At 52.8% G+C, this 22,712-nt stretch carries 19 protein-coding genes and 1 pseudogene; 11 read left to right on the plus strand and 9 right to left on the minus strand.

Going from position 1 to position 22,712, the window contains the following annotated elements; all coding sequences use genetic code 11:
- Window positions 1–34 precede the first annotated feature (34 nt).
- The 8 genes and pseudogenes from trxB to ABV298_RS03420 all read left to right on the plus strand — a co-directional run bounded on the left by trxB (window position 35) and on the right by ABV298_RS03420 (window position 9,944).
- On the plus strand, window positions 35–994 hold the full coding sequence (gene trxB / locus ABV298_RS03385; RefSeq protein WP_353720784.1) for a thioredoxin-disulfide reductase: 960 nt from the start codon (window positions 35–37) through the stop codon (window positions 992–994).
- An 80-nt stretch (window positions 995–1,074) separates the two neighbouring features.
- Window positions 1,075–2,145: a M23 family metallopeptidase gene (locus tag ABV298_RS03390; protein WP_353720785.1), complete on the plus strand. Its 1,071-nt coding sequence runs from the start codon at window positions 1,075–1,077 to the stop codon at window positions 2,143–2,145.
- 11 nt (window positions 2,146–2,156) lie between these two features.
- Window positions 2,157–2,885, plus strand: coding sequence for a bacillithiol biosynthesis deacetylase BshB1 (bshB1, locus tag ABV298_RS03395; RefSeq protein ID WP_353720786.1), 729 nt, complete (start codon window positions 2,157–2,159; stop codon window positions 2,883–2,885).
- A gap of 95 nt (window positions 2,886–2,980) precedes the next feature.
- Entirely contained in the window at window positions 2,981–3,544 is a 564-nt protein-coding gene (gene msrB / locus ABV298_RS03400; RefSeq protein WP_353720787.1) for a peptide-methionine (R)-S-oxide reductase MsrB, read from the plus strand.
- 230 nt (window positions 3,545–3,774) lie between these two features.
- A complete protein-coding gene (locus tag ABV298_RS03405; protein ID WP_353720788.1) occupies window positions 3,775–4,983 on the plus strand; it encodes a DUF4856 domain-containing protein in 1,209 nt (402 codons plus the stop codon).
- A 79-nt stretch (window positions 4,984–5,062) separates the two neighbouring features.
- Window positions 5,063–6,187 (plus strand): imelysin family protein, encoded by a 1,125-nt coding sequence (locus tag ABV298_RS03410; RefSeq protein WP_353720789.1) that lies wholly within the window; start codon window positions 5,063–5,065, stop codon window positions 6,185–6,187.
- A gap of 112 nt (window positions 6,188–6,299) precedes the next feature.
- A pseudogene (locus ABV298_RS03415) lies at window positions 6,300–7,546 on the plus strand (HTTM domain-containing protein).
- Complete coding sequence (locus ABV298_RS03420) at window positions 7,527–9,944, plus strand: TonB-dependent receptor (RefSeq protein WP_353720790.1); 2,418 nt, start codon at window positions 7,527–7,529, stop codon at window positions 9,942–9,944. Before ABV298_RS03415 ends, ABV298_RS03420 begins: the two are co-directional and overlap by 20 nt.
- Window positions 9,945–9,953: 9 nt before the next feature.
- On the opposite strand, the gene ABV298_RS03425 is transcribed toward ABV298_RS03420, so the two are convergent.
- From ABV298_RS03425 to ABV298_RS03465, 9 genes are all read right to left on the minus strand, one after another.
- Window positions 9,954–10,340: a VOC family protein gene (locus tag ABV298_RS03425; RefSeq protein ID WP_353720791.1), complete on the minus strand. Its 387-nt coding sequence runs from the start codon at window positions 10,338–10,340 to the stop codon at window positions 9,954–9,956.
- Between the two features lie 36 nt (window positions 10,341–10,376).
- Window positions 10,377–11,069, minus strand: a complete 693-nt coding sequence (locus ABV298_RS03430; RefSeq protein WP_353720792.1) for a hypothetical protein — start codon at window positions 11,067–11,069, stop codon at window positions 10,377–10,379.
- A complete protein-coding gene (locus ABV298_RS03435; RefSeq protein ID WP_353720793.1) occupies window positions 11,066–11,833 on the minus strand; it encodes a hypothetical protein in 768 nt (255 codons plus the stop codon). Before ABV298_RS03435 ends, ABV298_RS03430 begins: the two co-directional genes overlap by 4 nt.
- Window positions 11,834–11,877: 44 nt before the next feature.
- A complete protein-coding gene (locus ABV298_RS03440) occupies window positions 11,878–12,417 on the minus strand; it encodes a hypothetical protein (RefSeq protein ID WP_353720794.1) in 540 nt (179 codons plus the stop codon).
- Between the two features lie 101 nt (window positions 12,418–12,518).
- Window positions 12,519–13,223 carry a pseudouridine synthase gene (locus tag ABV298_RS03445; protein ID WP_353720795.1) on the minus strand — a complete coding sequence of 235 codons (705 nt, stop codon included), beginning with the start codon at window positions 13,221–13,223 and terminating at the stop codon, window positions 12,519–12,521.
- Between the two features lie 142 nt (window positions 13,224–13,365).
- Window positions 13,366–14,106 carry a DUF1361 domain-containing protein gene (locus tag ABV298_RS03450; protein WP_353720796.1) on the minus strand — a complete coding sequence of 247 codons (741 nt, stop codon included), beginning with the start codon at window positions 14,104–14,106 and terminating at the stop codon, window positions 13,366–13,368.
- Window positions 14,107–14,177: 71 nt separating this feature from the next.
- Window positions 14,178–15,554 (minus strand): DEAD/DEAH box helicase, encoded by a 1,377-nt coding sequence (locus ABV298_RS03455; protein ID WP_353720797.1) that lies wholly within the window; start codon window positions 15,552–15,554, stop codon window positions 14,178–14,180.
- Window positions 15,555–16,051: 497 nt separating this feature from the next.
- Entirely contained in the window at window positions 16,052–16,528 is a 477-nt protein-coding gene (locus ABV298_RS03460; protein ID WP_353720798.1) for a YdeI/OmpD-associated family protein, read from the minus strand.
- Between the two features lie 15 nt (window positions 16,529–16,543).
- The gene (locus tag ABV298_RS03465) at window positions 16,544–17,185 is read right to left on the minus strand and encodes a DUF1080 domain-containing protein (protein WP_353720799.1); all 642 of its coding nucleotides are present in this window, start codon (window positions 17,183–17,185) and stop codon (window positions 16,544–16,546) included.
- Between the two features lie 188 nt (window positions 17,186–17,373).
- Between ABV298_RS03465 and ABV298_RS03470 the strand changes: the two genes are divergently transcribed.
- The 3 genes from ABV298_RS03470 (at window position 17,374) to ABV298_RS03480 (ending at window position 22,684) form a co-directional block, all read left to right on the plus strand.
- Window positions 17,374–19,146, plus strand: coding sequence for an ABC transporter ATP-binding protein (locus ABV298_RS03470; protein WP_353720800.1), 1,773 nt, complete (start codon window positions 17,374–17,376; stop codon window positions 19,144–19,146).
- Window positions 19,147–19,502: 356 nt separating this feature from the next.
- Entirely contained in the window at window positions 19,503–21,140 is a 1,638-nt protein-coding gene (locus tag ABV298_RS03475; protein WP_353720801.1) for a DUF1800 family protein, read from the plus strand.
- Window positions 21,141–21,151: 11 nt separating this feature from the next.
- Window positions 21,152–22,684: a DUF1501 domain-containing protein gene (locus ABV298_RS03480; RefSeq protein WP_353720802.1), complete on the plus strand. Its 1,533-nt coding sequence runs from the start codon at window positions 21,152–21,154 to the stop codon at window positions 22,682–22,684.
- Window positions 22,685–22,712 lie beyond the last annotated feature (28 nt).

Genomic DNA, 22,712 nt, shown 5'->3' on the forward strand with positions numbered 1-22,712 from the left:
AACATACGTCATTAACAGTAGTTTTTATAATAACATGTCATCCGAGAAAGTCTCCTGCCTGATTATCGGCTCCGGCCCTGCCGGCTACACAGCCGCCATATATGCATCCCGCGCGGGATTGAATCCTGTACTTTACCAAGGTGCCCAGCCGGGTGGCCAGCTTACGATCACCACCGATGTCGAAAATTACCCGGGTTATCCCGATGGCATTACCGGACCGGAAATGATGATCAATTTTGAAAAACAGGCCCGCCGCTTCGGGACCGATATACGGTATGGGCTCGCCACTGCGGTCGATTTTACGGGCTATCCCCATAAAGTGATCATCGATAACAAGCACGAGATCATCGCCGACGCGGTAATTATTTCCACCGGCGCTTCGGCGAAATGGCTCGGCATCGAAAACGAGGAACGCCTGAATGGCCACGGCGTATCGGCCTGTGCCGTTTGCGACGGTTTCTTCTTCCGTAACCAGGATGTGGTGGTGGTAGGTGCAGGCGATACGGCGGCCGAAGAAGCCAGCTATCTTGCCAAACTTTGCCGCAAAGTGTACCTGCTCGTCCGCCGTGACGAAATGCGCGCGTCGAAAATCATGCAGAAACGCCTCGAAACACTGCCTAATATCGAGATACTCTGGAACACCGAAACCGTCAAGCTGAACGGTGACGAGGCGCTTGAATCGGTGTTAGTGAAAAATAATAAAACCGGCGAGGAGCAACTTTTGGAAGCAACCGGTTTCTTTGTTGCGATTGGCCACAAACCGAACACTGATATTTTCAGGGGTTACGTCCAAATGGACGAAACCGGCTATATCCAGACCATCAAGGGAAGCACCTGCACCAACATCAAAGGTGTGTTCGCCTGCGGTGATGCACAGGATAACGTTTACCGCCAGGCAATTACCGCTGCGGGAACCGGTTGTATGGCGGCATTGGATGCTGAAAGATTCCTGATGGAACGGGAGGTGGATATTATTATCGAGGAAACAGCTTAATCAATCGCACAACTCCTAAAAGGATCAGGCTACGCTGTACGACAAGCACCCCGGCGTAGTCTGATTTGGTATTTATACTTATGAAAGTAAAGCTCATCGTCTGTTTGCTAATGGCCGTGTGTTTAATCTCCTGGAACACGCAAGCGCAAGAGCGAGGAAAATTCCGAAGAAACCCCAAGATCAACCAGTCGGGTAACGCCAATGAAGGCCCGACTACGAAAGCCACGCCTCAGCCAGAGGACGAATACGAGGTAGAAACCTCCAATCTTAAATTCCAGAGCCAGTTCGAGCCGGTCAAGCCGCTAAACCCCGTCGTGAATGAAGATACCGCCACCATTGACGAAGGGGAAACCGAAGTAGTGATCGCCGAAGACTCGGTACTCGTTGCGGATGAATGGGTCAAGGCTGCCGAATACTACGTGATCTGGGATGCCCGCACTATTAATCCTTACGGCCTCAACCCGGCCGAGTTCGACGAGCCCGTCGATCTGAAACTGTTCGACCCGGCGGCCAACCGTATGTGGGCCGCCCCCATGGAACGCACGCCCGTAACGTCCCGTTTTGCCTACCGCTGGGGCCGCTGGCACAATGGTACCGACCTCGATCTCGAAACGGGCGACTCTGTCCGGAGTACCTACGACGGCATGGTGCGGATCGTGGCCTGGGATGGCAGCGGTTATGGCCGGTTTATAGTGGTAAGGCATTACAATGGCCTCGAAACACTGTATGGTCACCTTTCCAAGCAAATGGTCGAATCCGGCCAGCTTGTGAAAGCAGGGGAAGTAATCGGCTTGGGAGGAAATACAGGCCGCAGCTCGGGATCGCATTTGCATTACGAAAACCGCTACGAAGGCAACCCCTTCGACCCCGAGCACATATTCGATTGGGGCAACGCGGCGATCCGATCCGACCATTTTCTGCTGACCAGCGCAGCATGGAGCCACATCCGCGGCAAGTCGACGAGGAGCGAATTCGAAGCCGGCGACGCGCCCGTAGCGTATTCCCGCTCGATTTTGCACAAAGTCCGCTCGGGCGACACCCTTGGGTCCATCGCTTCCCGTTATGGCGTGAGCATTTCATCCATTGCACGCAGAAACCGCATGTCGACACGCGCCACGCTGCGCATCGGTCAGAAACTGCGTATTAAATAATCAGAAACACCATGAAATTAGATATCCTTGCCGTCACAGCCCACCCCGACGATGTGGAGCTATGCTGTGCCGGCACATTGCTCGCGCAGATTGCCCTAGGAAAAAAAGTGGGTATTGTCGATCTGACCAGGGGCGAACTCGGCACCCGCGGAACACCCGAAGGCCGCATTCAGGAGGGACTGGACGCGGCGCGCATTCTCGGTGTGGAAGTGCGCGAGAACGTAGAGTTGGCCGACGGTTTCTTCCGGAACAACGAAGCACACCAGAAAGCCATTATCCCGTTTATCCGCAAATACCGGCCTGAAATCGTGATTACAAATGCCGTGCACGACCGTCACCCCGATCACGGCCGCGGCGGGCAACTGGTGTCCGATGCATGTTTTTATTCCGGCCTGCGTATGGTCAAGACTTACGACGAGCGGGGCGACGAGCAGGAAGCGTGGCGCCCGAAACAGGTTTTCCATTCAATTCAGGACCGTTACATCGATCCGGATTTCATCGTCGACATCACCGAATTTCACGATCGGAAGATCGAGGCGATCAAGGCATTCAAAAGTCAGTTCCACGTACCTGGCTACAAAGGCAACAATGAGCCGCAGAGCTATATTTCTACACCCGAGTTCCTGGAATTTATCATCGCACGCGCGCAGGAAATGGGCCATGCGATTGGCGTGAAATATGGTGAAGGCTTCACCACGGCGCGTAAACTGGGCGTGAAGGACCTTTCCGTCTTTCTTTGAGACGTGTCGTAATACTTTTGTTAGAAAATTCCGGGAATTTGTTTGACCGCTACGGGTGTTTTTATCGTATATCAGGAAAAACAGATTACGAAAGCATGAAAAACATCGCAATGGCCGCCCTGGCGGGAATATTCGCCCTGATGCTGCAAAACTGCTACGGACAATCCTCCGGTCAGGGCAAAGCCGAAAAAGCACCGGAATATTCGCATACGGACGCCGCGCCCGTTCGGAAAAGCGATAGCGACTGGCAGAAGATTCTTTCGCCGGAAGTATACCGCGTGGCGCGGCTGAAAGGCACCGAGCGGCCTTTCACGAGCGAGTACGAGCATTCGAAGGAAATAGGCACATTTTATTGCGCGGTATGCGGCAACCCGCTTTTCAAAAGCGACGCCAAATATGAAAGCGGCTGCGGCTGGCCGAGCTTCTTCGAGCCGATCAGCAAAAAATCCATCGTGGAGGCGCCGGATAACAGCCTTGGAATGCACCGCATTGAGGTAATGTGCGGCCGATGCAAGTCGCATTTAGGGCACGTATTCGACGACGGCCCGCCTCCTACCGGCCTGCGCTATTGCATCAACGGCGTCGTGCTGGATTTCGAGAAAGCCAAAACCGCGGAGAAGAAATTCAACAGGAAAAAGAACCCTGAAACCGGCGGTTAGGCCCGAACTTCGTATTTACTAACATCAAGGACAATGCTCCCTGCGCCGGGCTAACCAGCTCATGCTCAAAGGAGAGTGTCCTTTTTATTTTGCCTTCCGAAAAAATTTTTACCCGGATAATCTTTTGCAATTTGTTCCAATTCTAAATAATCTATATGTTTGTCGTGATTTATAATTAATCTAAATAAATCACACGGTTACATCCCTAACAAAAACGCCTACCGGATAAAATGTTACACCACAATTTCAGGTTGCGGGCGATGTTGTTCGCCTCAGTTGTCGCATTCGGACTTGTGTCCTGCTCGGATGACGACGAGCCGACACCTCCCGTACAACAGAATCTTCGCACGAAGATCGACTATGCCAAAGTAACCCCCACCACACCTTACAAGAGCCTTTTCATTGACGCCAAAGGCGATACCACCGCCGACCTGAAATCAGGAACCGACCGTTACAGAATGTTCCAGGCGTTGAACTACTACCTCGGCAGCGCTGTGCGCGATTCGGCTACGCTCGATGCCTCGGTCATGAAGAATATGTTTGCGAATAGTGGTAACCCGTTCAAGGACATCAAAGCGGGGGCCGTCCAGGTAAATGGTAACGATCTGAATGCATCTGGTGTACAGCTTCGCAACGTGACGGCCTCATCGAGGTCATTGGCGGAAGCCGACGCAAACCGTGCGGCGCTCGAAGGTTATTTCAACGAAATGGCGGAAGCCAGCAAATCGGTAAAAACCAAAGCATCGAAGGGAGTAGCCGGGAAACTGGGCAATTACCTGGTAACTTCGAACGGCATTGAAATGGCCCAGATTATCCAGAAAGGCCTTATCGGCGCATTGCAGCTCGATTACATCAGCAACGTGCTTCTGGACAAAGGTCTTGATGCCGACAACACGACATTGGTTTCCGGCAAAAAATACACAGCGCTCGAACACAACTGGGACGAGGCTTTCGGCTTGCTTACACCTAACCCGATTTTATTGGAAGGGGCAACAGGCGCTGAAAAAGGCCCCAAAGCAACCGAGCAGTTTTTAGCTTCATACCTCTGGGAATACAACAGGGACAATTACGCAAAAATCCATACCGCCTTTCTTAAAGGCCGCGTCGCGATCGTCAACAACGACAAAACGGAGCTGAAAACGCAGGCTACGTTGATCCGCACGGAAATGGAGAAAGCAATTGCTTCGGCTGCCCTGGGTTATCTGGGCAAATGGAAAACCGGTAAAGACGACGCTGCCCGTGCACACGCAATGGGAGAAGGCCTGGGCTTCATTTACTCGCTGCGTTACTGCACACTCAACGGTGCCGATCCTAACTTCTCCGACGGCATTCTCCTGGGTCTGATCGGTCCGGCGTCACCGAATGGCTTCTGGGATCTTACCAATGACAAGATTAACGCCGCGTCCGACGCCATCAAAGCCAAATTCAAGATACAATAAGCATATCATTCTTTTGAACGGGGTGGACCGGCAGTTTTGCTGGTCCACCATTTGTTGTTTTAATCTAACCTTCGATAAAATGAAAAAGTACCTCGCGCTGTTGCTGGCGGTATTCTTCCTGGGTTGTTCTGACGGCAGCGACAAGCCCGATCCCCAGCCATCGGACGACGGAAAGGACCGGTCGGTGATGTTGAAAAGCGTGGCCGAACGCATTATTATCCCTTCTTACGATCAGTTTAAGGCCAAATTCGATGTGATGGCGGAAAAATCCAGAGCATTTACTGCCAAGCCGGATGCCCGGACTTTAGGCGAATTCCGCAACGCATGGGCGGACGCCTACATAGCATGGGAGCGCGTAGAATTGTTCGATTTCGGCCCGGGCGAAAAGCACGCGATCCGCAACTTTTTCAACATTTACCCTGCCAATGAAGCGGGTATTGCCGCCAATTACGCCGATCCTGCATCGAACCTGGATGTACCCGCTTCCTACGCCACCCAGGGCTTCCCCGCGCTCGACTACCTCATCAACGGCCTCGGTGCCAACGATACCGACATTCTTGCGCAATACACGACCGACAAAGACGCAGCCAAAAGACTCGCGTACACCACCCGCGTGGTCACACGAATGGAGTCGCTGCTGAACAAGGTGGTCGGTGAATGGAAAGGCGAATACCTCGGAACGTTCGTCGGCAAAACCGGCGTGGATATTGGTTCGTCTACCTCTCTGATGGTCAACGGCGCTGTACTGCATTACGAGCGCTTCATTCGTTCAGGCAAGTTCGGAATTCCTTCCGGCGCTATGGCTAACGGCGTTCCGGCTCCCGAAAAAGTGGAAGCTTATTACAAAAAAGACATTTCCAGGGCATTGGCGCAGTCCGCTCACAAAGCCTATGTCGATTTCTTCAACGGGAAACACGCCACTACCGGAGAGGCCGGACCGGGCCTTCAATCTTACCTGGATGCGCTGGGGGCGAAAGACAGCGGCACCGGTAAGTCGCTGAGCGAAAGCATCAACACACAATTCCAGGCGGCTGCGGTAAAGCTCGACGTATTGAAGCCGAACTTGTACGAGGAGGTCAAAACCAATAACCAGGCGATGAAAGACACGTACACCGAAATGCAGAAGGCCGTGCGGATGCTGAAAGTCGACATGGCCTCGGCCATGAGCATTACCATCACCTATACGGACAACGACGGCGATTAGTACTGAACAAATGCGGGCGTATCTGCAAAAATATACCTCAGCGGCTCCCCTGGCCGTGTTCCGGGCTATTTTCGGACTGATGCTGGCCGTCAGTACCATCCGTTTTGTAGCTATGGGATGGGTCGGCGAACTGTATATCAGCCCGCGGTTCTTTTTCCCGTTTTACGGTTTCGAATTCATAAGGCCGCTGGGCGAATGGACCTACCTGCTGTTCGCCGTATGCGGCATTTCCGCATTGCTAGTAGCATTCGGCTGGCATTACCGGCTGGCTTCGGTGACGCTTTTCCTGAGTTTCACCTATATCGAGCTCATGGACAAGAGCACTTATCTGAACCATTATTATTTCGTCAGCCTTCTGTGCTTCATGCTCATGTTCCTGCCGGCGCATACGATGTTTTCGGTAGATTCGGGCCGGAACCCGAAGTTGCGTGCCGGACAAGTCCCCGCTTGGTGCATCGATAGCATTCGTATAATGGTGTGCATGCTCTACTTCTACGCCGGCATTGCCAAGCTCAACAGCGACTGGCTTCAGCACGCATTGCCGCTCAGAATCTGGTTGCCTGCGAAAAACGACCTGCCACTCCTGGGGCCATGGTTCAACCATTTGGAAACGGCTTATGTTTTCAGCTGGGCCGGCTGCATTTATGACCTGAGTGTCGGCTTTTTGCTTTGGAACCGTCGAACCCGGGCATTCGCCTATGCGTCGGTGATCGGCTTCCATTTGCTGACGTCCCTGCTCTTTCCGATCGGCATGTTTCCCTACATCATGATCGTGACCGCACTGATTTTCTTCCCGGCCGCATTTCACCAGAAGCTCATCGACGGCTTCCGGTCCGTATTCGGATCGCATTCGGGTTCAGCGCGTCCATCGGGACGTTACCGTTTCCCTACGCTCGTCCAACCGGTCGTGCACGGCATTTTTGTCCTTTTTTTCTATTCCAAATCATCTTCCCATTCCGCTACATGCTCTATCCGGACGAGCTTTTCTGGACAGAAGAAGGCTACCGGTTCTCGTGGAGGGTTATGCTAATGGAAAAAGCGGGTTACACGCAATTTACCGTCACGGACGCAACAGGGAAAAAGCAGGTCGTTAACAACAACGATTTCCTGACGCGCTTGCAGGAAAAAATGATGTCGACCCAACCCGACATGATCCTCCAATATGCCCATATGCTGCGCGACCATTACGCGGCGCGCGGCTTCACGCAACCGCAAGTATATGTGGATTCGTACGTAGCCCTGAACGGGCGTACCGGCAAACCCCTGATCGCACCCGACGTGGATTTGGCACAACAAACCGAATCCCTTCGCCACAAATCCTGGATTATTCCATTTACCGATGAAATTGAAGGTCTTTAAATTTTTACCCTTCCTGCTGATTTGCAGCATTTCCGTAGCCCAGACAAAACTGTCGGGCCGCATTTTTTCCAAGGCCGACACCACCGCCATCAAAGGCTGCATAGTCTTTTTGAACGAAGGCCTTACCACCGTCACCGACGATGACGGAAAATTCGTTTTTACGTCGGTACCAAACGGCAACTATACGCTCCAAATCACGATTTCGGGTTACCGGGTCGAAAAAAAGCATTTCAATGCGCGCGGCAAAGACCTGCATTTCGACTTTTACCTGACCTCTTTCGAACAAAACCTCGACGAACTAACCGTAAAGGAAAAAGCCGCGGATTTCGGTTTTTCACGATTACGCGGCGTGGAGAACATGGGTATTTATGAGGGCAAAAAGTCGGAAGTAATTACGCCGGATCAACTGGTAGCCAACCTGTCGACCAACAATGCGAGGCAAGTTTATTCCCGTGTCGCCGGTTTGAATATCTGGGAAAACGAAGGCGGGGGACTGCAACTCAATATCGGCGGGCGCGGCCTCGACCCTAACCGGACCGCCAATTTCAATGTTCGCCAGAACGGCCACGACATCGCGGCCGACGCGCTCGGTTACCCCGAAAGCTATTACACACCGCCGATTGAGGCTGTGGGCAAGATCCAGATCGTGCGTGGTGCCGCGTCGCTGCAATACGGCACGCAGTTCGGCGGGCTGATCAATTTCGTAATGAAAAAACCTGTTGCCGACCGCAAAATTGAGGTAGTGGCAAGGCAAAGTGTGGGCTCATTCGGTTTCTACAATGCATTTACCAGCGTCAGCGGCACGGTCGGGAAGCTGAGCTACTATACTTTTTTTCAATACAAAAGAGCGGACGGCTGGCGAGCAAACTCGCGTTTCAACAATTATACCTTTTACACCGACCTGGACTACAAGCTATCCGACAAAACTACCCTCGGGCTGGACATCACCCACATGCATTACCTGGCCAGGCAGCCCGGCGGCCTTTCCGACGCGATGTTCGCGGAAAATCCCCGCCAGACCAACCGGGAGCGTAACTGGTTCCACGTTAACTGGAATATGGCCGCCCTGCATTTCGACCACCGCTTCAATGCAAGCAACGAATTCAATCTGCGGGTTTTCGGGCTTGCGGCAAACCGCTATTCGCTCGGCTTCCGCCCCAACCGCGTCGCGACAATCGACGATAACAGCGAACGCGACCTGATCAAAGGCGATTTCACTAATTGGGGCGCGGAAGTACGCTATCTGAAAAGGTATTCGATAGCCAAAAAAATGTCGGTGCTGCTCGTCGGCGGGCGCTATTATTATGGCTATAACCACAACCTGCAAGGCCTCGGCTCGAAGGGTAAGGACGCCGATTTCAGCTTTGTGGAACCCGAGCGGTTTATAACGTACGATTACCGCTTTCCGAACCGCAACGTTTCGCTTTTTGCAGAAAACATCTTCTACCTGACCGATAAATTATCCGTCACACCGGGCGTTCGTTTTGAGTATATTAAAACCACCGCCGACGGCTACTACGGCAACATAGCGCGTGACCTCGCCGGAAATGTGATCGATATTTCGCGCACCGACGAGTACCGCACCAATGGCCGGCGGTTTCTGCTCGCCGGGATCGGCATCGGTTACAAGCCGCATCGGGAAGTGGAGTTGTACGGTAACATCTCGCAGAATTACCGCTCCATTACATTCAGCGATATGCGCATTGCCAACCCGTCGTCGGTCATCGACCCGAACCTGAAAGACGAAAAGGGCTATTCGATAGACCTCGGCGTGCGCAGCCACCAGACATCGTTTTACAATTACGACGTCAGCCTGTTTTATCTGAATTACGATAACCGCATTGGCGAAGTGCAGTTTTACGACGAAAGCAACCGGGTTTTAAGGTTAAGGAGCAATGTCGGACAGGCCATTATCATGGGTATCGAATCCTACGCCGAGGCAGATTTCCTGCGGCTCGCACGTCCGGATAGCCCGGATTGGAGCGGCGTTCTGTTCGGCAACGCCGCATTCATCAAATCGGAATACAAACGCAGTGAAATACCCGGCGTGCAAGGCAACCAGGTCGAATTTGTGCCAAAAGTAAATTTGAAGGCCGGCTTGCGCGTGGGTTACCGGAAGCTGAAAGGATCGCTCCAGTTCACCCGCCTCACCAACCAGTTTTCCGAAGCCACCAATGCGACCGACGGCGGCGTCTCGTCGGTAGTAGGACTTATTCCGGCTTACAAAATTATGGACGTGAGCCTTTCCTACGAATGGAAGCGCTTTCGTGCGGAGGGCAGCGTAAATAATCTGACGAACGAAATGTACTTCACCCGCCGGGCCACAGGCTATCCGGGCCCGGGTATCCTGCCGTCCGACGGCCGGGGTTTTTACCTGACGTTACAAATTAAAATCTGATTTCGGATATCAAGCCACCGGGGCCGAATGCAATGCGATCCGGTTTCCTTCCGAATCGATGAACGCGCCCATGAAACCGTACTCGGGGCTGATCTGCGTTTTGGGAACGATCACCCTGCCTCCGGCGGCCGGTATCCGGTCGAGCACAATCTGCACATCCGGGTTTGCATTGAGGTAAATCAATGGCCCGTCGGTTGCGGAAGGTTTATGGAAGCCGCCGCTGTGTACCAGCGCCCCTCCTATTCCGGTCGTCATGTTATCGATAGGGAACATGCGCATTTTCAGGTTCGGCGTATCCATAGGAATGAGCCGGATCCCGAAAATGAATTCGTAAAAAGCGGTGGCGCGGTCGAGGTCCGTGGTCGGGATTTCAAACCAGCTGATGGCATTGTCCATAATTGTCCGATGTTTGGGATTGATAGCCTAATGTACTCAATCTCTGCTGTATTTTCCCAAAACAATCCCGAAATGAACACCGGCGACTATGCTTGGACGAAAATCGCTCTCACCGGGCGTGTGATACTCCCAACCATCATAAATGCGGCGGATTTCCCAATCGGGGATTCCTGGCGTGTGCGACGCGGTAGAAATGTGGCGAAAGCCTACGCCGGTGAACAAATCGATTGTTAGCCGGCTCGGCGTGATAAACTGCCAACCGATGCGCGCATGACCGGCAACGACGTTTTTGTCCAGCCGGACATCCTGGTTTTGAAAAAAACTACATGGCCCAAATCCGCCGACGCAATCCCTTCCAATCCATTGATTTTCGCGGTACGCCACTTTCTTATACAAAACTTCCGGTCCCATGTAGGCCCTCATTCTTCGCTTTTCAACGAAATACCATCGCAAATGCGTCCTGCTTTTGAATGTCTGCTTGTCGGGTATTTCCCTTTGCTCGACCCGCCAGGAACTGAGAGCCGGGGGTCCGTAGCCCAAGTCCTGTTGCAAAGCGAAATTGCCTTTTCCCAGGGGAATTTCCACTCCGAACTGGATCGTATTGTCCAGGTCAAGCATCGGCAGCGGCGAATATTTGACGATCACATGCCTCCTTGCCGACTCCACATCGAACTGCGCGACCGAGTAATGGGAAAGACATGCCAGTATTACTATTATGGCAAATCTCATAAAACGGGGATCTGGCTAAGGAACCGGATCGTGTCCGAATCGTCGTATCGATATTGGAACAAACCTTTTTGGCCTGTTATGATCAGGCGGTTTTCGCGGACGATGACGTCGTAGGACGGTACATTTTGAAAGTAGCGTTTCTGAACCGGTGTTTTAGGGTCGGTAATATCCATGACGCGGAAGCCCTTTTCACCCTCGCATACAAACAGCTTGTTTCCAGATACGCCGAGCCCATAAGGTGAATCCATTCGCTGGGTGCCTACCATAGCCGGCTGGGTAGGGTCGCCGATATCTACCACATCGAGCGAACTGAACGAACCGCCCGGCCGGCAGTTCACGCCCGCGCGCAACGTCACATACGCGTACCTGCCCTGTACAACGACCGGGTCGCAGGAGAGCACGTGCGTATATTTCGACAGCAGCACGGGGTTGGCAGGCGTATGGTTGTTAAAAATATACATTCCGTCCATCGCCCCGATAAAAAGGTTTTGCTGGTAGGGAAAAATCGTTTCAATTCCCACACCCAGGTTCTTCGTCACCGATTTCGCCGGATTGCCGCCGTCTCTGATATCATAAACATCGAGGGATTGCTTGGAAACGATGTAAAGCGTATTGCCGGTGATCGCAAAGCGCGCCAGGGATCCGCCGGTCCCTGTTTGCGGGTTCACGTTCGAATCGCCCGACGAATCGTTGCAGGCGTTCAGGATCAGCATCAGGCCAATGGCAGCGAGCCCGAGGAATAACAATGGTATCAATTTTTTCATAGCTATGGCCAGTTTCATATCGGCTGGATGAAATGTTTTGATTTCTAACGGTAGCATTTGGGCTGCTTGTCCATACTGACCTTTTCCCAGTCTACCACGACACCCTTCCTGGCATCGGCACATTCGAAATAAACGCCCTGCAACGGCGGGTAGGCATGTACCGGCACCGCATTAGGGATCGTCTTCGTAAGCCTGGGCGTACGGGGATCGGCAATATCGATCACGAGCAGGTTTGAAAGGTTGTCGGCATAGAGCCAGTTGCCTTTCACGGCAATGTCGTAATTCCCGGCTATGGAAATAAAGGAAAGGTTTTCCGGCTTTTCTGGATCGGCATTGTCGATGATGTGAATGCCCCTGCCCTTTTCATTGATAAACAGGTAGCGATCGAAAGTATAGATCTTTCCCGGGTCGCGGAGTGCCTGGGCGGCCATAATCTCCACGTTCGCGACGGCTTCCGGATCCTTATAAACCGGCCGGTAACCCGTACCATCGAATTTTACATTGCCAACGAAAGGATCGGAGTCCCTGATGTGGCACGAGAAGATCAGTAATGAGAGGCAAATGGCGGGTAATGTTCTTTTCATGGCGGCTAGTCAGGATTGAATTTCTGTTTTAGACACAATGTTGCATGTAAACGTTGCAGACACTGTGTGATTTCCTTTGACTAACCCCGATACAAAAACCGTCAGTTGGCGTCCGAAGTGACATGGAACGCCAACACGTCGAGCATTCGCAGGAACTCCGGCTGATAAGGGGCCTGTATTTTTACGGGCTCTTTTGTTTTGGGATGGATAAATTCCAGGGACAATGCGTGCAGCATCATCCGGGTCATGTTTAAATGCTCCTTGAAATAGCGGTTCTGCTTATTGCAGCCGTGTGGCCGGTCGCCGATGATCGGATGCAGGATATGCGCCATGTGCTTACGGAGCTGATGCATACGGCCGGTAACGGGGTTCAACCGCACAAGCGAATAGCGCGATGTAGAATGTTTCCCAACCGCGAACGGCACTTCGGTGTGCCGGAGCGTTTCAAAAAACGTGATCGCATCCTGAAAAACACCGTCGTCTCGCTTCAACGGATAATCTATTTCGCCGTTGTCGGGAGTGTAGCCTCTAACGATCGCATGATAGGTCTTGGTAACCTCGCCGCCCATGAATAGGCGCTGCATTTCGCTGTTCATGGATTCGTCCAGTGCAAAAAGTAAGACGCCGGATGTTTTCCGGTCGAGCCGGTGGACAGGATAAACTCTCTGTCCGAGCTGATCACGCAGCAGCTGTACCGCGAAAACATCGGCGTCGCCGGCAATCGGCGAACGGTGTACAAGCAGACCATTGGGCTTATTGATGGCGACCAGATCGTCGGTTTGAAATAAAATTTGTAAAGGCTCCATTCAATGCTGTTTCAACCGTAGTCCGGAAAGTAGGTCAAAGCGGGAAAATTTGTCCGGTCAGAACCAATCGACGTGTCAAAAGTGGCCGACGGGGTGCATTCGTTACTGTCGGCTCGGAAACTTTTAAAATCCTGATCTGCGATTAACCGTTGTTGCCGGATTCGGTATTCTTCTTCGAATGCCGGATCCGGAACCGGATTATCCCCCACAAAACCAGGTACAAAATCCCCAGCAGCATCCCGATTTCCATCGCGAAAACCCAGGCGGTCCGGTCGAGCAGGCTTTCGAAGAGATTATTGATAATAGCCCTGGGTTCGTGAATGATATCCCAGCTGTTCATTCTCCTGACCCGGCCAAGGTACACCCCGAAGCCTGCCAGCGGCAAACTGAACAGCAGCAAGGTATTAGCCGGCCTCCGTTCGAAAACCCGCCGCCACGAGCGATGAATCCAGTAAAGCGACACCAGACCGTTAAAGAGACTTACCTCCGCGTATGAAAACAGCATAATGATGTCGTGCCAGGTAAGGTCGCGGTGGTAGTCGACGGTGAGGTGCGCGAGATCGGTGATCATATAAGGCGCATTCGGGAAAAACGCCAGCCAGGCAATGCTGAGAATGCCCAGAACGACCGGAATATGTCCGAAGCGCTTTGTGAGGTTATCCGCCAGAAACGCAATAATGAGCGGTATCCAGCTCAGAAAAAGGTTCCAGTCGAGCGAAAAATCAACAGGAGAATTGAAGAGAATGCGGACAAGGTGGAAAAATACCGCAAGCAGGCTCAGAAGCAATAGCAGCAGCAATGAGAACAAACCCTCCATCGTAATGATAGGAGGATCGGATACGCTGAATTTATAATTCCTTATCCAATCTATCAAACGGTCCAAGTGTACGTAATTTAAGTTTTTTCATGACGAACAGCAAAGCAAATCTATGCGCACGTCTTGACCAACGCTGATCATGAGGCTTGTGCCTCGGTAGGGTTTACGGGTTTGGGCTGGCCCTTTTTCGGTCTCCGCCGCTTGTTTCTGCGTTTTGGCTTGCTGTCGGCAGGTGCTGCTTCCACGGCCGCCGCCGCTTCCTGGGGTTTTGCCTCGCGATGCGGCTTTCTGCCGGATGACGGTGTTCCGGAGCCGGCCTTCTTCGCATTATCCTTCTTACGCCGTCCCGACCGAAACCGTGGCGGCTCAAACGAGGGTGCTTCTCCTAATCCCAGCTCCTGTGTAACGGATTTTTTCTCCAGTTCCTTTTCAAAAAGCCGCTCGATCTTCAAAACGTACTTCTGATCATGCTCATTGATAAAGGTAATAGCTGTACCCTTCGACTCGGCACGTGCCGTACGCCCTATACGGTGCACGTAATCTTCTGGGTCGCGGGGGACATCATAATTCACCACGTGGCTGAGGTTATCAATATCTATGCCGCGGGACAATACATCGGTCGCGACGAGGATCGGAAACTGCCGGTTTTTGAAATCGCGCAGCACGATTTCACGCTCAGCCTGCTCAGAATCAGACGAAATGCCATGCGCTCCCAGCCCCAATTTCCGCAACGCCCGCACAATCGGCTCCACAGTCGATTTGCGGGAAGTAAACAACACCATGCTGATATTCCGGACTTCTTTCAGCAAATGCGTCAGCAGCGGCAATTTTTGCTCGTCTTTGGCAAGGTAAAACTGCTGGTCGATCCGATCGGCCGGGCGGGAAACCGCCAGCCGGAGTTCTTCCGGGTCCTTTAAAATACGTTTGGCCAGTTCCCCGATCTTAGGCGGCATGGTAGCCGAAAACATCAGTGTCTGCCTTTCGTTTGGCAGATAGCTCATGATTTTCAGGATATCCCCCAGGAAGCCCATGTCAAGCATCCGGTCGGCCTCGTCGAGGACCAAATGCCGCAAATTGCGGAAATTGACATAACCCAATTGCAAATGGGCGATCAAACGGCCCGGAGTGGCGATAATAATATCGGCGCCTTGCGTCAGCGCCTTTTTCTGCTGGTCCCATTCCGGGCCTTTATTGCCGCCATAAACGGCAATGCTGGTAGCTCCCACAAAGTAACCCAGCCCCTGGATTTGCTGGTCGATCTGTACTGCCAGTTCGCGGGTCGGCACGAGGATCAACGCTCCCGTATGCTCATTCGCCTCGTGGGCCACCTTGTCGAGAATAGGGATCAGGTAAGCGGCGGTTTTGCCGGTTCCCGTCTGTGCGCAGGCAAGCAGGTCTTTGCCGCTGAGAATGTGTGGAATAGCCTGTTCCTGGATAGGCGTCGCCTGCTGGTAGTTCATGGAATCCACGGCGTTCAGTACGTCTTCGTGGAGTTCAAATTCGTTAAAATTCAAAATTCAGCTTTTAAAATCCGTAAATCTACTGATTTACAGGTGTGTTATAGATATAGCTGACCTTGATTTTCCCAGTCAGCAAACCGCTCGATTTGAACAAATATAACGAAGAAGTCCTAAAATGGCAAGAAAGGTGCAAAACCGTCGTGTAAAAGATTCACTACACGACGGTCGCACCTGCTCATTAAACAATTCGATATTCAGATTTGTGGCTAGGTCGGGTCAGGTGTTGTCAGGTATGGCCAGTTGTGGTCAGGTTTTGTCAGGTGTGGTCAAGAGTAGTCAGTTGTTGTCAGGCATAGTCAGGTATAGTCAGGTATAGTTAAGCATTAATATTGAGAAGAAAACCATCCATGACCATACCAAGCCCTCTGGCTACACATTACCACTCCCGACCATACATGACCAACACATGACTATTCCTGACCAAACATGGCCACATATGACAACCAATGACCACACCTGACAATTCCTGACTACACCTGCCCTCCCAACCGCTATGTTATCCGCCCCGCTTTCAACCGGTCCGTCATCATGATAGACCGATCGATTCTTACCTGTACCGATTTCGCGCTGGCGATATAATGGATAATGGCTCGTTGGTTCACCGGTTTTGCATTTTCGAACAACCGCTTCGCTTCTTCGTCCTGCGCGAGCAATTCCTGTAATTCCTCCGGCATATCGCGGCCATATTCGCTGTCGTCCTTGCGGACGGCGGCTTGCAATTTCTGACCCAACGCCAGTTTACCCTGCCGGCGGAGCCCGGTGGCTACGTTGATGTAAAATCCGCCCCCGCCTTTCGGTCGGATCGCGCACTGAAAATGCACATGGCCGTTGATCACGCAACGCACCCGTGCCGGCTTGCGGCCTTCGGTAAACTGTGCCGCCACGTCGTCGGGTACCATCATATAAAATTCGCCTCCCTTTTTGGGGAGGCGTTCCAATATCGATTCGAAATGAACCTCTTCTTCCATAAGAAGCGAATGTGGTTACTCGGTTAATGGCCTTACCTGAATGTCTTTGTAGTACACCACGCTCTTGGGGTCGTGCGCCTGCAACGCAAATGTTCCCGCTTTCAGGAATTTGTTCTTCATATCCCCCTGGCGCTTGTCCACATCGGCTTCTTCGTAGTCCACCACCACTTTGTCGTTGATTTTGATGGTAATGTGTTTGCCTTCTACCTTGATGTATTCGGTGTACCATTCATTGTCCTTTACGTAGGTATCTTTCACGTCCACCACATTGTACAGGCTGCCGGTGCGTTTCCAGTCGGTGTGCGACTGGTTTACCTGTACTTCGTAGCCCTGCGCGGGCCAGCCATCTTCCTGGTAGGCGGTGTGGATGAAAATACCGGAGTTGGAGCCGGGCGTCGTTTTCACCTGGGCTTTGAACTCGAAATTTTTGAACATATGGTTTTTAACCGGTCCGTCGTAGAAAAGATGTGCCCGCGGCCCGGCCACTTTGATGGTGCCATCCTCGATCGAGAAGGAGCTCGCATTCGCACCGACTTTCCAGCCGGTAAAGTCCTTTCCGTTGAACAGCGAAATCCAGCCGTCCTGTGCGTGTGCGGAAATGCCCAGGGCCATGCTCAGCAGGATGGCGCTGCAAAAAACATGCATTAATTGTTTCATAAAATTCCGGTTTGGTAGTTCAAAAAGGTTGGTTTGTAAAATCGGTCAACGTGTTACTAAACCACAAACTCCTAAAAACTACTGCTTCTTTACATAAACTTTACCCACCGGAAGGCAACCTTTGAAGGCATTTTGCGGTTGTAAGGGGCCGGGGACGTTCGGCGTTTCCCGCAACCACCGATTTTTGCATGAAGAACCCCTATTTATCCCTGTTGTCCACCGCCTGGCGTTACGCCCGGCAACAACGCGGCCGTTACCTGCTCGTATATGGAATGTTCGTGATGGCCAACCTCGTGCTGGCGGCGCACCCGCTGCTGTACGGCTGGTTCATTCAATCCATTCAACAGGACGCCGCAGGCACGTTACATAATGTGTGGATTTACGCGGGTGCTTACCTGGGCCTGATCCTGCTCGAATGGGCGTTCCACGGACCTGCACGCGTGATGGAGCGGAAACTGGCCTTCGATCTCAGCCGCAATTTCCTCGAAGAGCTTTACCACCAGGCATTGCATTTACCCATCCGGTGGCACCAGGACCACCACAGCGGCGCGACGATCAACCGTATCCGCAAAGCCTACGAGGCATTGAAGGACTTCTTCCAGAACGGCTTCATGTTTCTGCACGCATTCGCCAAATTCATATTCTCCTTCGTCGCGATCATCTGGTTCTCCCCGCTTTTCGGAGCGATCGGCGTGCTGATCGGCGTCATTAATGTATATGTGATTTTCAAATTCGATAAACCGTTCATCAAGGCGCTCGACGAGTCGAACGAGAAGGAGCACATCGTTTCCTCCACCCTGTTCGACAGCCTTTCCAACATTATTACCGTGATCACGTTGAGGCTTGAAAAACGAATGAAAATCAGCCTGATGGACAAGGTGGGCGACGTATTCCCCCCTTTCCGGCGCTCGGTGGTGATCAACGAATGGAAGTGGTTCGTAGCAAGCGTCTTTATCGCCATTATTTATATCGTGGTCACAATCGGCTATGTATACCAGCATTATGTGCCGGGAGAGGTGTTCCTGGTGGGCGGACTGGTGACTTTGCTGAGCTATGTGAACCAGTTTACGAGCGTATTCCAGGACATCGCCTGGCAATACACCGAGATTATCCGCTACAACACCGAAGTGCAAACCGCCCGGGCTATCGGCGAGGCTTACCGGGAGCACCACCGCCTGGACGAGGCCGGCGACCTCCCCGAAGACTGGCAGGAGATCCACATCAGTAGCCTCAACTTCTCGCACGGCGAAGTGTACGACGCAGAAAAACGGGCTCACAGCCTGCACCGGCTCGATATCCGCATCCGACGGGGCCAGCGCATTGCATTCATCGGCGAGAGCGGCAGCGGTAAAAGTACCCTGCTGGCCTTGTTAAGGGGGCTATATCAACCGGAAAAGGATGTAAAAGTGACCGTCGATGGCCAGCAGGACGCCGCCATCGAAATGCTCGCCGACCAGGTTACGCTCTTCCCGCAGGACCCCGAAATTTTCGAAAATACCATTGCCTACAACATTACGCTTGGCCTGCCGTTCGACGAAAGCGACATTATGCAGGTTTGCGAAACGGCCCATTTTGCGGATGTGGTGGAAAAGCTGCCGAAAGGGCTCGAATCCAGCATTCAGGAAAAGGGCGTGAACCTTTCGGGCGGGCAGAAACAGCGCCTCGCGCTCGCACGAGGCATCCTCGCGGCGCGCACGAGCGATATCGTGCTGCTCGACGAGCCTACGAGCAGCATCGACCCGAAGACCGAATCGCAGATTTACGACAAAATGTTCGCCGAATTCCGCGGCAAAGCCGTGGTATCCACGTTGCACAGGCTGCATTTACTCACCAAATTCGACTACGTCTACATTCTGCGCGACGGCTATCTGATCGACGAAGGCACATTCCACGACCTCTACCATAACAGCCCGGTGTTCCAGGACCTGTGGCAGCATCAGGAGACACTTGCGGGGCGATAATTCCCGGACATTCCATCCGGTTGAAACGTGAAGCTCGGGGCTGGAAGCTCCGGGCCTTCCGGCTTTGTCTTCTATTGCCAAAAATTTATTTCCAATTTTTGTAGAAATACTTTGAATATAGATTTCAATCGCAGTATTTTTGCTACGGTAACGAACAGATAGACAAAGATAAAAGATGAGGATGATAAGTGAAGATTATACGTTCCGATCAGCATTGCCCGCACTGAGTTAATTCCCCATTAAGACCACAGTAAATCACCCGGCGGAAAATTCCGCCCAGGATAATCCTGCTGCGCCCTTTTTGGCCATTCCTGTTCTTCCCCGAAATAATTCCAAACATTTGTAACACGCCAGACATGGCATACCTCGACACTTACACAACACCTTTGACTGCCGCTGCGGCGGCCCATTTGCTCCGGCGTGCCACATTCGGGCCTACCCAGCAGGAAATCTCCGATTTCACAGGAAAAACCGCTGCCGAAGCCGTGGATTTACTGATCAGCAACGCCTCTTACCGCGCTTCCCCGCCGCCGCCTGTCGAGCTCGATCCGGCACGAAGCGACCTGGGACAGCCTTTCATGGAAAAGCCATTCGTGAACTCGCTGAGCTACACCTATTTCGGCTACATCAAAAACTGGTGGGCGGGGCTTATGGCCGAACAAAACGGACATCCGTCCGTGCTGGAAAAGCTCGCGGTATTCTGGCAAAACCATTTTGTGGTAATCCATTCCGCCGTCGAAGATTACCGGTATATGTATCGCTACCTGCGCCTGCTACGCGCAAACGCGCTCGGGAATTTCCGCGACCTGGCCATTGCGATTACCAAGGACCCTGCCATGCTGACTTTTCAGAATGGAAACGAAAACACCAGGGAACACCCGAATGAAAACTACGCACGCGAGTTGCAGGAGATTTTTGTAGTAGGCCAGAAAGACTTTTACGGCAACTACAATTATACCGAGCAGGACGTTAAAACCGCGGCCCGGGTGCTCACCGGCTGGCAGACCAAAAACCGCCGCCTCGAAGGAAGTACCACTATCGATGCGGTGTTCAATCCCGACCGGCACGACATTTCCGACAAGACATTTTCGGCCAAATACAACGGTACTACCATCGCCGGCCGTACCGGTTCCATCGCGGGCGACGCCGAAGTAGCCGACCTGATCAACATGCTTGTGCGGCACCCCGAGTCCCCGAAATACATTTGCAGGAGGCTTTACAGGTATTATGTCAACCCCAATGTGACCCAGGAGATCGAGGATAATGTGATCGTCCCGTTGGCCGCCTTTTTCGCGGGCACTTCCAATAACTTCGCCGTCGCACCGCTCATCAGAAAGCTGCTCACCAGTCAGATATTTTTCGACAACCGAAATGTAGCAGCCATTATCAAGTCGCCGGCGGAATTGCTGGTCGGTACGGTGAGGTTATTCGATATGCCCATTCCCGACATGGTCACCGATACCGCCGCTTTCGGCCGGATGACCAGTCACCTGAGCGACAACATGAAGCTCTTGCAGCTCAACCTGCTCGACCAGCCCACGGTATTCGGCTCGCCGGCTTACTATCAGACCGGTTTTTCCAAAAACTGGATCAACGAGACTCTCATCGGGCTCCGCGGCAGACGCACCGACACGCTGGTGTCGTCGGTGATCGAAATCAAGCCCGGCCAGTACATTTCCATCGATATCCTGGGGCGGTTAAGAAAGATCCAGCCTAACTTTTCGGACGTGGCCGCTTCGCCCGCCATCACCACCGAGCAGGTCCTCGCCGAATTTACCAGACACCTTTTTCCGATGGAGCTTTCGCAGGAACAAAAGGATTTTCTGATCGACAAAATCCTGATGATGAATAGTGCCGCACGCGCCACCTGGCTCCGCGAATGGGACGCCTACCGTGCGGCGCCCGGCGATACGACCAAGCAAAGCACCATTCTCTGGCGATGCCGCGCATTACTGAGATACCTCATGAGAATGGCCGAATATCAACTATTTTAATCCCGCTGTCGATGAAAAGAAGAGATTTTATGTCAGCGGCATCCTCGCTGATGGTCCCCGTAGTGCTGAATGGGTTCGGGATCAGGACATTCGCCAAAGGTTCGGCATTGGTGCGGGCGCTGAAACAGACGTCGGCCGCCAATAACGACCGCGTGTTGGTGATCGTTTACCTTGCCGGCGGCAACGACGGCCTCAATACGGTCATCCCGCTCGAATACTATTCCCAGTACTACGGGCTGCGAAGCAATATCGCCATTCCGGAAGCCAGCGCACTCAAACTCGCGGGAGCGCCGGAAACCGGCTTTCACCCCGTAATGACCGGTATGCGCGACCTCTATAACGAAGGTAAACTGGCGATCATCAATTCGGTATCGTATCCTAACCCTGATCAGTCGCATTACCGCTCGACGGACATCTGGATGACGGCCGTCGATTCCAACCGATATGCTACTTCCGGCTGGGCGGGGCGCTACCTGAGCGACCGCTTTGCCGGATATCCCGAAGCATATCCGAATAGTGAAATGGAAGATCCGCTGGCTGTGCAGATCGGCCAGATCGCCACGACCACGCTTTTTGGAGAAAGAGCCGTTTCCACCGGTGTCAATATCCAGGACCCGAATGCATTTTACCAGCTGATCGGCGAAAACAACCAGGCGGTAAGCGCACCGCTTCCCTGCTGCGACGCCGGTGATCTGCTTTCATACGTGCGACAAAAACAGGTTCTCGCAGTGGGCTACGCTTCCGAAATCAAGGCGGCGGCCGATGCCGGTAAAAATCTGGGCGCCTATCCCGACGCCTCCCAGAAAAACGAGCTTGCCGAACAGCTGAAAATCGTCGCACGCCTGATCCACGGCGGTTTGAAATCCAAGATCTATTACGTCGAGCTCGGCGGCTTCGATACGCATTCGGGCCAGGTAGGCACCAATACCACCGAAGGCGTGCATGCAACGTTGCTCAAAAAACTCTCCGACGCCATTTACGCATTCCAGAACGACCTCAAACTGCAAGGTATCGAAGACAAGGTCCTGGGAATGACCTTCTCCGACTTCGGGCGCCGGGCATCTTCCAATGCTTCGAAGGGCACCGACCACGGTATCGGCGCGCCGATGTTCGTGTTTGGGACGGGTATCAAAAGACAGGTCATAGGTACCAACCCCGACCTCGTGAATGGCCTGCTCCCCCCTGCCCCCGACCCGGGCATCAGCAACCGGGACATTAAAATGCAGATCGACTTCCGTCGCGTATACGCCGATATCCTCAACGACTGGTTCGGAACGGCCGGTTCCAAAACCGACCAGATCCTGTACCGCGATTTCAAAACGACGTCGCTCTTCTCCGATACCGTGCAAACCATCGCGTCCGGTGCATGGCCGAACCCGGAAATCTGGTCGAACGGCCGCGTGCCCGATTCGAAGGCGATTGTCCGGATCAATTCCGGGCATACCGTGGATGTGGCACAAAACATCACCGCCAAAGATGTGAAAGTGGAATCAGGCGGAAAGCTCAAATTCCTTGGTGATTACACAGTCAATATCACCGGTTAAAAGCAGCGTATTCACAGGTATTCAGATC

This window comes from Dyadobacter sp. 676, assembly GCF_040448675.1.
Taxonomy (GTDB): domain Bacteria; phylum Bacteroidota; class Bacteroidia; order Cytophagales; family Spirosomataceae; genus Dyadobacter.

Excerpts from the sequence above, each read along its gene's own strand:
- ABV298_RS03475 (WP_353720801.1), top strand. The coding sequence starts at position 19,503 with ATGGCATACCTCGACACTTACACAACACCTTTGACTGCCGCTGCGGCG.
- ABV298_RS03465 (WP_353720799.1), bottom strand. The coding sequence starts at position 17,185 with ATGAAACAATTAATGCATGTTTTTTGCAGCGCCATCCTGCTGAGCATG.
- ABV298_RS03425 (WP_353720791.1), bottom strand. The coding sequence starts at position 10,340 with ATGGACAATGCCATCAGCTGGTTTGAAATCCCGACCACGGACCTCGAC.
- ABV298_RS03435 (WP_353720793.1), bottom strand. The coding sequence starts at position 11,833 with ATGAAAAAATTGATACCATTGTTATTCCTCGGGCTCGCTGCCATTGGC.
- ABV298_RS03460 (WP_353720798.1), bottom strand. The coding sequence starts at position 16,528 with ATGGAAGAAGAGGTTCATTTCGAATCGATATTGGAACGCCTCCCCAAA.
- ABV298_RS03440 (WP_353720794.1), bottom strand. The coding sequence starts at position 12,417 with ATGAAAAGAACATTACCCGCCATTTGCCTCTCATTACTGATCTTCTCG.
- ABV298_RS03420 (WP_353720790.1), top strand. The coding sequence starts at position 7,527 with ATGAAATTGAAGGTCTTTAAATTTTTACCCTTCCTGCTGATTTGCAGC.
- msrB (WP_353720787.1), top strand. The coding sequence starts at position 2,981 with ATGAAAAACATCGCAATGGCCGCCCTGGCGGGAATATTCGCCCTGATG.
- ABV298_RS03405 (WP_353720788.1), top strand. The coding sequence starts at position 3,775 with ATGTTACACCACAATTTCAGGTTGCGGGCGATGTTGTTCGCCTCAGTT.
- bshB1 (WP_353720786.1), top strand. The coding sequence starts at position 2,157 with ATGAAATTAGATATCCTTGCCGTCACAGCCCACCCCGACGATGTGGAG.
- ABV298_RS03410 (WP_353720789.1), top strand. The coding sequence starts at position 5,063 with ATGAAAAAGTACCTCGCGCTGTTGCTGGCGGTATTCTTCCTGGGTTGT.
- ABV298_RS03470 (WP_353720800.1), top strand. The coding sequence starts at position 17,374 with ATGAAGAACCCCTATTTATCCCTGTTGTCCACCGCCTGGCGTTACGCC.
- trxB (WP_353720784.1), top strand. The coding sequence starts at position 35 with ATGTCATCCGAGAAAGTCTCCTGCCTGATTATCGGCTCCGGCCCTGCC.
- ABV298_RS03480 (WP_353720802.1), top strand. The coding sequence starts at position 21,152 with ATGAAAAGAAGAGATTTTATGTCAGCGGCATCCTCGCTGATGGTCCCC.
- ABV298_RS03445 (WP_353720795.1), bottom strand. The coding sequence starts at position 13,223 with ATGGAGCCTTTACAAATTTTATTTCAAACCGACGATCTGGTCGCCATC.
- ABV298_RS03390 (WP_353720785.1), top strand. The coding sequence starts at position 1,075 with ATGAAAGTAAAGCTCATCGTCTGTTTGCTAATGGCCGTGTGTTTAATC.
- ABV298_RS03430 (WP_353720792.1), bottom strand. The coding sequence starts at position 11,069 with ATGAGATTTGCCATAATAGTAATACTGGCATGTCTTTCCCATTACTCG.